The organism is Methylotuvimicrobium sp. KM2, from assembly GCF_038051925.1.
Taxonomy (GTDB): Bacteria; Pseudomonadota; Gammaproteobacteria; order Methylococcales; family Methylomonadaceae; genus Methylotuvimicrobium.
The window spans coordinates 4696497-4709516 of sequence record NZ_CP150634.1 but is presented as its reverse complement, the minus strand read 5'-3'; the positions used below and the strand labels follow the sequence as shown (position 1 = coordinate 4709516).

The 13020-nt window shown below is 51.0% G+C and carries 13 protein-coding genes; 2 read left to right on the top strand and 11 right to left on the bottom strand.

The window, feature by feature from the left end; all coding sequences use genetic code 11:
- Nucleotides 1-584 precede the first annotated feature (584 nt).
- Nucleotides 585-1151 (top strand): dCTP deaminase, encoded by a 567-nt coding sequence (dcd, locus tag WJM45_RS19895; RefSeq protein ID WP_341326756.1) that lies wholly within the window; start codon nucleotides 585-587, stop codon nucleotides 1149-1151.
- A 706-nt stretch (nucleotides 1152-1857) separates the two neighbouring features.
- Here the strand turns inward: dcd and WJM45_RS19890 are convergent.
- The 11 genes from WJM45_RS19890 to WJM45_RS19840 all read right to left on the bottom strand — a co-directional run bounded on the left by WJM45_RS19890 (nucleotide 1858) and on the right by WJM45_RS19840 (nucleotide 12304).
- On the bottom strand, nucleotides 1858-2661 hold the full coding sequence (locus WJM45_RS19890) for a heme ABC transporter ATP-binding protein (RefSeq protein WP_341326755.1): 804 nt from the start codon (nucleotides 2659-2661) through the stop codon (nucleotides 1858-1860).
- Complete coding sequence (locus WJM45_RS19885; RefSeq protein ID WP_341326754.1) at nucleotides 2662-3732, bottom strand: iron ABC transporter permease; 1071 nt, start codon at nucleotides 3730-3732, stop codon at nucleotides 2662-2664. It abuts the gene before it with no gap.
- Entirely contained in the window at nucleotides 3729-4601 is an 873-nt protein-coding gene (locus WJM45_RS19880) for an ABC transporter substrate-binding protein (RefSeq protein WP_341326753.1), read from the bottom strand. The genes WJM45_RS19885 and WJM45_RS19880 overlap by 4 nt, the downstream gene beginning before the upstream one ends.
- Before the next feature lie 21 nt (nucleotides 4602-4622).
- A complete protein-coding gene (locus WJM45_RS19875; protein ID WP_341326752.1) occupies nucleotides 4623-5171 on the bottom strand; it encodes a pyridoxamine 5'-phosphate oxidase family protein in 549 nt (182 codons plus the stop codon).
- Nucleotides 5172-5488: 317 nt separating this feature from the next.
- Nucleotides 5489-6475: a ChuX/HutX family heme-like substrate-binding protein gene (locus WJM45_RS19870; protein WP_341326751.1), complete on the bottom strand. Its 987-nt coding sequence runs from the start codon at nucleotides 6473-6475 to the stop codon at nucleotides 5489-5491.
- A gap of 2 nt (nucleotides 6476-6477) precedes the next feature.
- On the bottom strand, nucleotides 6478-6756 hold the full coding sequence (locus WJM45_RS19865; RefSeq protein WP_341326750.1) for a hypothetical protein: 279 nt from the start codon (nucleotides 6754-6756) through the stop codon (nucleotides 6478-6480).
- 83 nt (nucleotides 6757-6839) lie between these two features.
- On the bottom strand, nucleotides 6840-7055 hold the full coding sequence (locus WJM45_RS19860) for a hypothetical protein (protein WP_341326749.1): 216 nt from the start codon (nucleotides 7053-7055) through the stop codon (nucleotides 6840-6842).
- A 156-nt stretch (nucleotides 7056-7211) separates the two neighbouring features.
- Nucleotides 7212-8990: a kelch repeat-containing protein gene (locus WJM45_RS19855; RefSeq protein ID WP_341326748.1), complete on the bottom strand. Its 1779-nt coding sequence runs from the start codon at nucleotides 8988-8990 to the stop codon at nucleotides 7212-7214.
- A gap of 350 nt (nucleotides 8991-9340) precedes the next feature.
- Nucleotides 9341-9592 (bottom strand): pilus assembly protein, encoded by a 252-nt coding sequence (locus WJM45_RS19850; RefSeq protein WP_341326747.1) that lies wholly within the window; start codon nucleotides 9590-9592, stop codon nucleotides 9341-9343.
- A gap of 9 nt (nucleotides 9593-9601) precedes the next feature.
- Nucleotides 9602-11899, bottom strand: coding sequence for a TonB-dependent hemoglobin/transferrin/lactoferrin family receptor (locus WJM45_RS19845; protein WP_341326746.1), 2298 nt, complete (start codon nucleotides 11897-11899; stop codon nucleotides 9602-9604).
- Between the two features lie 126 nt (nucleotides 11900-12025).
- The gene (locus tag WJM45_RS19840; RefSeq protein WP_341326745.1) at nucleotides 12026-12304 is read right to left on the bottom strand and encodes a hypothetical protein; all 279 of its coding nucleotides are present in this window, start codon (nucleotides 12302-12304) and stop codon (nucleotides 12026-12028) included.
- A gap of 326 nt (nucleotides 12305-12630) precedes the next feature.
- Between WJM45_RS19840 and WJM45_RS19835 the strand changes: the two genes are divergently transcribed.
- Nucleotides 12631-12837, top strand: a complete 207-nt coding sequence (locus tag WJM45_RS19835; protein ID WP_341326744.1) for a DUF6494 family protein — start codon at nucleotides 12631-12633, stop codon at nucleotides 12835-12837.
- Nucleotides 12838-13020 lie beyond the last annotated feature (183 nt).

Genomic DNA, 13020 nt, shown 5'->3' with positions numbered 1-13020 from the left:
CCTCGATAGACATACCCCATACCCAACAAAGTTGAACGATTCTTCAATAAGAAGGGAGTAGAAAAAGCATTTCACCATGAAGATCATGAAGAATAGGAAGTTAATTCAATAGCTTATTACGCGTTTGTATAGAACTTTCGCTCACCAAAAAGGTTAGCGAGAAGGATTTGGTAAGTTCTTGGAATCCTTCATGAACTTCATGTGCTTCATGGTTAAACTGCCGAATTCAGGTTAAACGCTCTACGTTCATCGTTATGCATAAATTGTAGGGTACGCTGCGCGTACCTAAGGTCCGAAACCCTAGCGAGGTCAAACCACAAGGGCTTGGATTAATATTGGCGGGGTCGCCATGGTACGCACAGCGTATCCTACAGAATTCCCGTGATTGCGGGATGTTGTCATCGCGCTAAACGGCCAACAGCGTATTTCAAAGAGATGTGTATAACGGCAAGCGCTGGAGCATGGAAAAGATAGGGGTCTCAACAATTACCTATAAATGCACTCTCCTTAAATCCTTATTGTTTTATAATGGCTTGCTTATATGGTAAAAAAGCCGGATTTCAATCAATTAGGTCAAGAATTCAATGAGCATCAAATCGGATAAGTGGATACGCCGGATGGCGGAACAACACGGGATGATCGAGCCGTTTGCCGCAACGCAGGTTAGGGAGACGGAAAAAGGCAGAGTGATTTCGTATGGTACTTCGAGTTACGGATACGACGTACGTTGCTCGGACGAATTTAAAATTTTCACGAATATCAATTCGGCAATTGTCGATCCAAAGGATTTTAGTGAAGCGAGTTTCGTTGACGTTAAATCCGATGTCTGCATCATTCCACCGAATTCGTTCGCGTTGGCGCGCACTGTCGAATTCTTCCGCATTCCGCGCGATGTGCTGACGATCTGTCTTGGCAAATCGACTTATGCGCGCTGCGGCATTATTGTCAACGTCACGCCGCTCGAGCCGGAATGGGAAGGTCATGTAACATTAGAGTTTTCAAATACCACACCGTTGCCGGCCAAAATCTACGCGAATGAAGGTGTTGCGCAAATGCTATTTTTAGGTGGCGACGAGGTATGCGATACATCTTATGCGGACCGAGGCGGTAAATATCAAGGCCAAACCGGCGTGACTTTACCGAAAGCCTAGCTGGGCTGGTCATTCGGCTTAAGCATGGGTTGTTGGGTTGGCTATCGATAAAAGCAATTTTTAACTAGTTTTTGTGTTCACGCTTTTCAATCTTAAAATATCCTAGAAACTGTTGGTGACCATAGGCTAGAAAACGCCAGGTCTAGGGCGAGCATCGCACACCTGGGTGGCGGGGAACTGTCTTCGGGTTCGGTAACGTGCGTTATAATAAGGATTAGACAAAGCACATTCCGAAGGTATGCTCTTAAAATGCATATTCAACCGAGGAGGAACTTATGGGACCTTACTATCGCGGCTCATCGCAAGGCGTAGGCGCTTTTTTTGACTTGTTTTATCAACATCCCATTTTGATGCTGATTTTAACCGCTGGCATTGTAGTCACGGGGGTTTTTATTTACCGGAAAAGGAATCGGGATAAGATGACTCGCTTGTAATGAGTCGTTCTGTATCCGCAATTCGACCCGTTAGGCAGGTGTCTGTATTCATTCCAGCAATTCCCAATTTGGGGATCAAATAGGGTGTGGGGCATGCTTGGCGAGGATGTCGGCAGCAGGGCAGATTTTTGCTCCTGCAAAATCTGCATTCACGCCATCCCTGGCGTTTGAACTGCCGTCAAGCCCCCATGGACGGGTTCACGGCGTTCCTCGACAGGTATGCCCCACACCCTAAGCCCAGCGAAAACGCTCAAACTGGGAATTGCTGGTATTCATTCGGCATTTTGCAACAAATGCGGAATCACCAGCGGACAATCCGTTTTAGTAGGGTGAACGGCTATCGTTACCGGATAGCCGAAAATTTCCATGATCAAATCGGCATTTAAAACCCGCTCCGGACAGTCGAACGCCATCAAGCGGCCCGCATGCAAAACCGCAATACGGTCGGCATAGAGTGCGGCCAGATTCAAATCGTGCAGAATCGCCAGAACGCCCGCCTGAAAACGGTCGGCGAATCGTCTCGCGATAGCCAACACGCTATGTTGATGCGCAAGATCGAGCGCCGATGTCGGCTCGTCAAGCAATAAATACCGAGGCAGATCGCCGACCGGTTCCCATATCTGCGTCAAAACTCTCGCCAATTGTACGCGCTGACGCTCGCCGCCCGATAACGTAGTATAAATCCTATCGACGAACCCTTCGGTATCGGTCAATGCCATTGCTTGCCGAACGATAGCATCGTCGTGCGCAGCATCGCCGTTACGCCGATGCGGGCAGCGCCCCATCGCCACGACCTCGAGTACCGTGAACGGAAACGATAGCGTCGAGTTTTGCGGCAGCACGCCGCGCACGCGGGCCAATTCGACTATCGGCCAGTCGTCGAGCTCTCTGCCGTTCATGGTAATAAAGCCGTGCCGGGGTTTCAAATCGCCGCACATTGTTTTCAGCAATGTCGACTTGCCTGCGCCGTTCGGCCCAACGACCGCGAGTACTTCGCCTGGCTTAACGCAAAGCGTGATATCGTCCAACAATCGCTTGCCGCCGATGCCGACAACTATTTTACGCGCCTCCAGCATTCAGCCTCCTAGCATCCGTTGCCGATACAGTAGCCACAAAAAGAACGGACTACCCAAAACACCGGTGACGATACCGATCGGTATTTCGGCAGGCACGGCCAAGCTGCGCGCCAAACCGTCCGATGCCAACAACAGACTTGCGCCTAGCAGAGCAGAGCCCGGCAATATGATGCGATGGTCCGGACCGAGCCTAAGCCTCAGCAAATGCGGTACGACTAGCCCTATGAAACCGATGATGCCGCCCAATGCGACGCAACAGCCCACACCGAGTGCAACCAGAACGATCACCGCGGTTTTGACGGTTTCGACCGAAAATCCGAGATGGCCGGCTTCCGATTCGCCGAGTAATAGCGCATTCAAAGCGCTTGAAAAATACGGGAGCAACAACAAGTTCAGCAGAAAAAACGGCAAGCCGGCGACGACTTGACTCCAGTTAGCGCCGCCGAGACTGCCCATGCTCCAAAATGTTAAGGTGCGTAATTGCTGATCGTCGGCGATCGATGTCAACAAGCCCGTTAAGGAACCTGCCAATGCATTGACGGCGATTCCGGCCAGCAGCAGCGAAGCGATATCGAGACGACCGCCGGAACCGGCGAAACGGTAAACCAGCCAAGTCACCGCGAATCCGCCCGAAAAAGCCGCTGCAGGCAGATAATAATGACCGAGTATTTGCGCCACGTTCCGCAGCAGGCTGGTTTCGAGCACGATCGCAGCGACCGCGGCCAATGCCGCGCCGCTCGATACGCCGATCAATGCCGGGTCGGCAAGCGGGTTACGGAACAAGCCCTGCATTGCCGCTCCCGAGACGGCCAGCGTCGCGCCGATCAAAACGCCGAGCGCGATACGCGGACCGCGTATCGATTCCAATACGGCGCGATGGCCGTCATCGAACGACCAGGGCAGTTGCAGACCGAAAACCTCGCTCAGAATGGCGAGTACTTGCCCCGGTGAAATCGAATAGGCGCCGATCCCGAGCGATACAATGACCATTACAAACAGCACCAGCGTCAAACCGGCCAGAACTGCGTAACGTTTCGTTTCGCCAGGCATTGCAAACGTCGCTTTCATCATTCGGACGCCACCGTATCGACGGTGCGCAAGCGCGTTGCCAAGTCCAGCGCGGCTTGACCGGATCTCGGGCCGAATCCCAATAAATACAAGGCATCCATCGTTATCGCTTTGCGTAGTTTGCCGGCCGGCGTCGCACCGAAACCGGGCATGTCGAACAAGCGCTCGATGCCGCCGATCGCATTTGCGGCCATGTCGGTCAACACGATCACATCCGGCGCTGCCTCGATCAACGCTTCGCTACTTGCCGGCTTGAAGCCTTCGAAACCTTTCAAAGCATTGTCGCCGCCGGCGATACGAATCATCGCATCGGCAGGCGTTCCCTCGCCCGAGACGATCGGTGCGCCGCGCGATATGGTCAACACAAACAATACTTTCGGACGTTGCGCATTCCCGGACGTGAACCGTTCGAGTCGATCGAAGTCTTCTTGTACCTGTTTCGCCAAGCGCTCGCCTTGTTCGGGCGCATTCAACCATTCGGCGACGGCTCGAATTTTGGACATCACGCCATCCGCCGAATGGTCTTCGTTAACGGTTTTGACCTCCACACCGGCTTGCCGGATCTGCTCGATAACCGTTTGCGGCCCCGAACTTTGCGTCGTCAACAATAGACTCGGCATCAGCGACAAAATGCCTTCTGCCGAAAGATTGCGCATATAGCCTACTTGCGGTAATGCTTTCGCCGCTTCAGGCCATTGACTGGTCGTGTCGACGCCGGCCAACAAGCGTTCCTCACCCAGTGCGTAAACGATTTCTGTTAACGCGCCACCGACCGCAACGATACGAGGCTCGCTTGCCGAAGCGTCTGCAGTTACGAACACGGCGCAACAGATGACGGTACGGACGAACTTGAATAGTTTGTTTTTATCCATGCTGCTTTTCCGTTCGTGCAATCAATGCGCCGACATCGATTCCGGCTTGCTGCGCGCGCCGCCACGATGCCCGGTATCGTTTACGTGACGGAATTCGTCCAAGGCTTCGCCTTCGATCGTGAAAGCGCGGGCAAAGCCTTGTACAAACGAGCCTTTCGTCGGATGAATACGAAACAAATGAAAGTCCTGCAATTTCTTCAACATCTCAATGAATTGCCCGAATTTCTGTTGAAACGCATCCATGACAAAATGAAATTGTTCGCTATCTCTCGCGATTTCTTCAGCCTGCCCTTGAAAAGTAGCCCGCTGCCGCGCGAATAAATGCGATGCTTTATCTTCATCTTCGATGAACAACAGGCTGACCTTGTCGTTCTCCAATAGATTGCGGGTATGAGCCGACAATTCGCTGATATAGATGTAATAATCTCCTTCGTATTTCACATAGGCTGCGTAACTGGCTTCCGGCTTACCGTCTAAACCTACGGTCGCCATCAACACCGAATCGAAAGAATCGGTAAGGCGCCGGCAGTCCTTCCGGACTTGCTCAAAATCTACTGTGGTATCGTTCATGTCGTTGTCTCGTTAGTTATTTCAAAAAAGAATTGCCCGTTATGTTGTTGCATTTACTGGGGTCGGCATAGCGGAATTTGGGATGATAACCATTCCAAACATCCGTCCTACTCCCTTTATAGTCAAAAATTAGATAACTTTAGAAGGTATGGGCTGTGGCTAGCGAGGATGTCGGCAGCAGGGACAGATTTTTGCTCCTGCAAAATCTGCATTCACGCCATCCTTGGCGCTTAGCTGCCGTCAAGCTCCCATGGATGGGTTTACGGCGGTCCTCGATAGACATATCCCATACCTTTTATTCTTAGACGGTCTTTCAATCAAAAGGGAGTAAGGCATTCGCCCAAATCCGCATGTTCGAAGAGAATCATAGCGATAGTCCGCCCGGCGACATCGTAAAGCTCCAGGGTCTTGGCTACAGTATTCCCGGTCGGACGTTCGGAGAGAAGCAGTTCGGCCAATGCGTCTTCCTTTAAATGCAGGTTGAAACCGTCGTCGAGCACGTTGAACCAGGGACCGGTGATCATCATTTTCTCTATCGGGCCCGTATGGATCTGCAGCGCGCCGGCATTGCCGACCAAGACAGTCAAGCCGGCGCCGATTTCCGAGGCATTTTCCATAAAACGCCGAAACGACCGGTGCGCCAGTCGTTCGGTTTGAATCGGCTCGGGACTTCGATAAGGCACGGCGCCGCAGGCGATCAGGCGCTCGTGCCAAGCCAGACCCCGGCAAGAATCTCCGAGAGAAGCAGTATTTCGTACCGGAAACTCGACGAGCTGTCGCGGCGACTGATTTTCGGACCGGTAGCGTTCGACTAAGGCCCGGTACGACGTTATATCGCTGTTTTCCGTCATATAAATCTTATGCACGGCAGCTCCGTCGCGGTCGAAAAATTGCAAACTGTCGCGAGCTCCCTGCCGAGTTTGTTCGGTCACGACGAAAGCCGAATGCCAATGTCGAAAATCCGGATACAGGTCGATGTTATCGCCCTGAATTCGTCCGCCGGCATCGGTCAACCGGATACTTTGGTAATAACCGGTTTTTTCGTGCACCGCATCATCGTTGCGTGTCAATGCCATCACCAGGCCTAATGATTCGATTCCACCCAGCAGCCCTGGCCAATCGGCCTCAAGACGAGTCACGTTTTCCCCGCAACCGGTTGCCAACAACTCAGCCTCGCTGACTGCCAAAACGGAAGCGGCCTCCCTAATTCGCAATTGCGGCTTGTTCTCGCGTAATTCGTCCCAGCGGCGTTTTAACGCCTCGGGAGAAACCGAGTTTGTTCGACTATCTTTTGCTTGGCACATGATTATTCCTCTTGCGAATTTTCGTAACCGGTCGACTGAGTCTGCGTACAGCGGTCTATCCATGCAATGCAGCGCCAAATTCCTGCCAGGCGTATGAAACCGCAGCGCTGTTCAGGCGTTCCGTCGAAATCGGGATGACCGATCAGTGCGTCGATCAGTTCGACTACCGCTTGCGATATAAACCATACCCGTTGCGTAAGATATAGCCGCATGTACAACCGAATTTCCTTCTCGATTTCGGGAGGGTCGGGTCTAACCGGTTGCGTCTGTATTCGATACATTTTATCCTCCGGGCGCTTTAGCGCTTTTAGATTAAAATATGGTCCGAGCCGGACGGAATTACACGGCCCGGGGTTGATGGGGTTTAGCCTAAAATCGCAGGCGCATTTTGACTGCGCCGCCAACCGATCAAGCCCAGCACGCTCGAATTCAACAGCCAGGCGAAGGCAGGAACGGGAACCTCGATATTGTCGACATCAAGTACAGCGGCCTTATCCGTTTCGATACTAAGGGAAACATCGTTGAACGCGCACCATTTGGCGTATAAGCTCCCGTCGTCGCCTCGAGTCCAACTACCCAAAATGGCTTCATGGGAATTAACGAAACCGTAGGCGGGCACATAGGATTAGAGGCTTCTGGAAAAGATCGGCCGCAGCTAGACCGGCATAGCCGGCCAATACGGCGATACAGCTTTATTTTATTAACTGAGTCATGAATAACCCCCTCGCTTTATTACTTAGGGGCATGCTTGGTTCCAATAATCACTCCATTGGCGCCGATATTCCCTAACATTTCTAGCGATAGACGCACCGTCTTCGGTTAAATCGCAATTCCAGTAAGCCGTTCCGGCTCTGCAAGCGCGGGCAAACAAATTGACATCGCGATTAGTGAATCGTCCATCGCCATCTAAATCGCAGGTTTGATCTTCTTCCAGCGAGGGTTTCCAGGCGCTATCCAGCTCCCATGCGGTTATTGCCGATTGCGCGGGTTGTTGACCTGCATCGATGACGTAAATTTTTCCATCGACCGTAAACGATAACGGCTCGGCTATCTCTTTAGGCAAGTTCGGGCCGATTTGCCAAGTATTGGACACCGGGTCATAGATTTCGACTTTATCCGACTTGGACAAGCCGCCGGCGCTATTAACGGAACGTCCGCCGATTAGATAGATTTTTCCATCCAACACCGGGGCCTGTATACCGCTTTGAAATACCCTCGGCGTCGGCATCGGAGTCATGGCTCTCGTCTGCCAGCGATTGAGCTCAAAATCGTAGGCCGCAATCGCACCGAATAGTCTATTTTTTTGCAGCACGCCGCCGCCTAGAAGATAGGCGTGGGTTTTGCCGTCGATAGAGACAGCGGCCAAGGCGGCGCCTTCGCGCCGATTAATACCGGGTATGTTGCGATGCCTTTTCCATTCATTGGTTTCGGGATTAAAGCTTTCGAGACGATTGATCATTCTGCTTGCGCCATTCGACCGGGTTTGTTTGCCGCCGAAGACAAATATTTCCCCTCGATCCGTAGTTAGCGCAGTTGCCTCGAACCGGGATGTCGGCATGGCTTCAAGTTCAGACCGTTCCACAAGATGATCTTCATTTAACTCGTAAACTTTAGTCGTTTCCATACCCAAGATATAAAGCTTACCGTCTGTAATCGTACTTACGTCATCTTTTAGACTGGATAAAATCCCAGTATCGGTCACTGCAAAACTTCTGTTTGCGTTTTCAGGTAGCAAGTAGGCTTTTTCGCCGATCTGGGCCAATAGACTTGGTACATCGTCTAGCATATCCACGACAGCAAGGTCTAGTCGGGTCCATGCAGGCGAATCCGGCGTTGTATCGGGGTCCGGTGTCGGCCCAGGCTCAAGATCATGATCAAAAAGAGAAGCCGCGGCAATATCGATCGCAACCTGAGTTAGGCTTTGATGTGGCGGACTATTGAATGAAAAATTATATGTGAGAGGCTCTGCAGGTAAGTCCCAGATAGCCAGGTAGTGTACTAAATCGGTTGGGCCCATAGAGCTTGGGAAGGCATCGTCATAAAACGTTTTCTCGGTAAAGGTAGGCGCCAAATTGTTTAATTTAATCGAGTCATAATTCATCTGTATGCCCGAAGTTTCGAATTGCAGAACAGCCCGAACTTGTCCCATACCGACGTTACCGGTAACTGAGAAGTTATAGTGTTGAGGAACCGAAAAACTGTAAAGGTTTCCCGAGCCAGCAACAAACGTCCCTGCGCTCCAGGCGGCATACGCATCGGAGGCAATGGCTTCGCCGACATCCGGAGCTGCGGTGCGGTCGGTTGCAGTGCCATAGGAAGCATCGATGAAGGTATCCCATTCGGCGTATAGCGTACCGGCATCGCCGCGCGTCCATCCGCCCCAAGATGCCGCGTGCGGGGCATCGAAACCGTATCCCGGATTGTAAGGATTCGGGCCGTTTTGTATATCGGCCGCAGCCAGGCCGGATACGCTTAAAAATGTTGCGCTTAAAGTTAATCTCAATAAAGTTTTCATGCTTTATCCTCGTAAATGAAAGTTAAGGATTTCGCGAAAAATAACTTCCTGGAGTTATGAGCTTTGTCGAGGGTTCGGTAACTCGCCTGGCAGTACGCCGTGAATACGTCCTTGTAGGCTTGACGGCGGCTTTCCCTGCCGCCGACACCTGCCAATCGAGTTACCGAACCCTCCAAAAATAGGGAAGTTATTTATGACCAAATCCTAAAAACCCTTCTCTTAACCTCAAAGACGCAGGGCGAGTCGGTATAAATTTTTAAAGCCGCTTTGATTCGATCCCGAACAGTCAATCCGCAACTCTATCGAAGACATGGAGGGCGCGGCGGCAAGACGCCATTGAAAAGACTTTATTAGCGCCTCGATTCGCACCGGACGAATTCGAGTGCATGACCGCCGGTTTCCTTGTAGGCATTTAGCGAGTCATCACCGGGCCGAAAATCGGCAACATAACGGTATTGTTTGCCGCAATGCAGAATCACCTCTTTTTGTCCCCGTTTGAGAATTCGCATTTCGATGTGCATGTCGGCATAGCCTTCATGTGTGAATAATTCGTCGAATAACGACGACAGTTTTTGTTTAATATCTTGGTAGCTTGAGTGCATCGTTGTATCTCAAAATGCTATTTTTAACGTCGCGCCGACGTTGCGCCCCGGTCGCGAATAACGCTTCCAGAAATCGGCGTTCGCGTAGGCTCCGAAGGTTGCATGCGGGTCGCCGGCCCGCGTATTGATGTCTTCCCAGTCGATATAGGTTTTGTCGAATAGATTGAACGCGCCGACGTTAACCGAAACATGGTCGTTGAAACGATAGTAGCCGTTAAAGTCGACGACGCCGTATCCTCGGGGCAGGAATTGCGCATCGTCCGGCGCTGTCTTCGGACGCTTGGCGTCGACCAATGTTAATATCAATTCAGAACCCCAGATTCCCGAAGGTTCTTCGTAGCGCAGACCGATCACGCCTTTGGCCGGGCTGATGCCGCGTAAGGACACGTCGTTTACGGAACCGGTTTCGAGATTGACGCCCTCAGCATACGATCCGCTGACTATTAGACTCGCTCCTTCCAAAGTTTCGTGGAACCAATCTAAGTAAAGTTGGCTTTTGAATTCGACGCCCTGAATCCGGATATCGTCCGGGTTATTGATTTGCTGAAATGTCAATCTTGGCGTATCGCCGTAGGCCAAACAGAATCCGGTCGCCGCCGAAGGTACGCAAACCGTATCCAAAAACAAAAAATTCTGGTAATCGTTGCGAAAAAAAGTCAGATCGAACGTTCCGGCCGCACCTTTGCCGCGCAAACCGACCTCAAAACCGGTGCTGGTTTCGGGTGCCGGATTGAAGTTCGGGATCGTTTGATAACCGAATTGATCGTTGACGAAACCGGAGTTGCTTTCGCCAAAATTCGGGCCGCGGAACCCTTCCGCATATTGCCCGTGAATTGTTAATTCATCGGTGAGATGGATTAACGCGCCCAACTTAGGCAGAATCTTGTACTCGTCGAGTTCAGTCGGCTGCACCTCCGACGTCGCATCGTATAGTCGGTCTTTTTGCGGCTTTAAAGAGTAGAACTCGATACGTACACCGGGAATCAGCTCTACGCGCCGATCAAAAAACGTGATGTTGTCTTGAAGATAAGCACCCGCCTTCGTCACTAAGCTTTCAGGAAAATCGCGGACAGGAAACGTGTCGGGCGGGACGGTTTTCGAAACGGTTCCCGGTTGAATGAATGGCGGATTACCGCTGGTATAGGTTATTGTGCCGTCCCGCTTCTGCGTAATCGTGTTCATGCTGATTTGACCGCCGTATTGCAACGCATGATCGAAAATACCGGTCGAGAAAAGCTTGTCGAAGCGAATTTCCCCACCGAAATCGTCGTTATCGAAGCTGAAAATACGGTGGATCAGATGGCGTTTATTCAGCGGATTGTCGCGATCTTGCCAAGTTTCTTGTGTCGCCGCAGTCTTTTGCCGGTATACGCGCCAGAATGCGCTATCGAATAACGCAAAGTCGATATGTTTAAGCGTATGATCCAACGAAATCCGCCAACGCGTTTGTCTGTCATCGGTGATCAGGCTGAATATTTTTGTGTTCGGAGGAAAGCCGATGCCCAATGGATCTCTGGCATGATAAGCGTCGAGCTCGGACTCGCTGTGCATCCACTCGCCGGTTAAGCGTAGCACGTTGTCATCGTCGAAACGGTAGAGCAGCTTGCCGAGTCCGTTGTAGACTTCGTTGTCCTGAGGGCTTGGCGCGGTCCGTCTCGGATTCAGCTCCTTGTTGTCGCCTTTCGTGTCGGTTTCTGCGCTTTCTGAGTGCGTTAACAGCAGCAAGCTTTCAAAACCAAATGATGCGCCTGCCAATGTAGCAGTTTTCAGAAAACTTTGATCGGTCGTGTTGTACCCGAGTTTGGCGTCGGCATAATAATCGTTGCCGAATGTGTCGAGATAATCACGCGGGTCTTTAGTGACAAAGCCGACCGTGCCGCCCAGCGCATCTCCGCCGTATTGGGCAGACCCTGCGCCGCGGATGATTTCGACCGATTTCAGCGCATCCATGTCGACCATGTTTCGCGTCGCCGAGGCGAACGAGCCGATCGAAAAAGCGTCCGGCAAGCGAACGCCGTCGACTTGCATCAACACGCGGTTGCCGCCGAGACCGCGAATCGTAAAGCCGGTCGCGCCGAAACGTTGCGGATCGTTGCCGACGTTGACGCCCGGCTCGTAACGGATCAAATCTTTGATGCTGCGAACCATTCGCCGTTCTATCGTCTCGGCATCGATTACCGAAGCGGTGCCAGGCTCTTCATCCAGCGGACGGGCGCTTGAAGAGCCTTCGACAATCATCGTATCGAGCTTCACCGTATCTTTCATCGCGGCCTTCTCATCGGCAATCGTCGGCGCATTCGCTAACATTACGCAAAAGCAAGCGCAAGCGGTTTTCGAATATTTGCAGTTTAGCGGCGCGGGGCATAGCCGAATAAACGAAAAGGCGTTCAACATGTTGGCGATTGAATTTATAGGGTTTCATCCTGAACAAACTCAGTGTAATTGAGTGCGCTTAGGGTTTTGTTGCCGCTGTTCCAACAACGTATGCGTTACTTGCTGCCAATGACTGAGTAATTGCCGGTACATTTCCTGGCCCTTGGGCAGTTGTTCCAGCTCGGACTCGGTAATGAGTCGGCGTAATTGATTGACGATCATGTGCGCCAGTTTCGGGCAATGATGTCCGTTACTGAATTGGGTAATTAGCATTAACGTACTCGCATGAAGATGTGTAACTTCATGCAGAGCCGATGTTTCCGATTGATTTTCCAACATGACATCCTCATTCGAGTGAGCAAAAAAATTGGCGCACGCAGTGTGCGATATATTTAGAGAGCGAAGCATCGTGCGCCAAACGATAGTTAGGAGAGGTCAAATATCTATCGTAGTGCTAATAATAATGATTCTCATTTTTATGTCAACAGAAATCTTTCTTCTTTGCTTTATTATTCGATTAGAATGCTGAATTGAATACCGTTTAAAAAACTACATCGTTTCAAGCGCTATGGTTTATGTTAACCGGATGGGCACGACGAGAGTCCGAATTGCATTAGTGCTTTCGATTCTTTTTCAATTTTTTTGATGATTTACCGGAGACAACAATGAACGAAGATACATTGAATATGGAAGTCAGGAAGTTTTTGAAACAAGTCGGCGTGACTTCACAGCGAGAACTTGAACACGCGATTGTCAAGGCCGTTGAAACGGGTGAGTTGAAAGGAACCGAAACCTTGCAGGTAAAGATGACCTTGGAATTACCGGACGTTCGGTTAACGCATACGATCGAGGATCAAATTAAGCTGGAATAAACCTAAGGTTTTGGTCATATACCTATCGCACATCAAATTTCGGCGCTTCAATACTTTCTCCCTCTCGGAGAAGGCTAGGATGAGGGAGTAAAAAAACCGAAATTTGATGTGCGAACACTATTTAAAGCGAGTAATTCTTCATGTCACTTCATGCTCTTCATGGTGAATCGCTTTTTCTAGGAT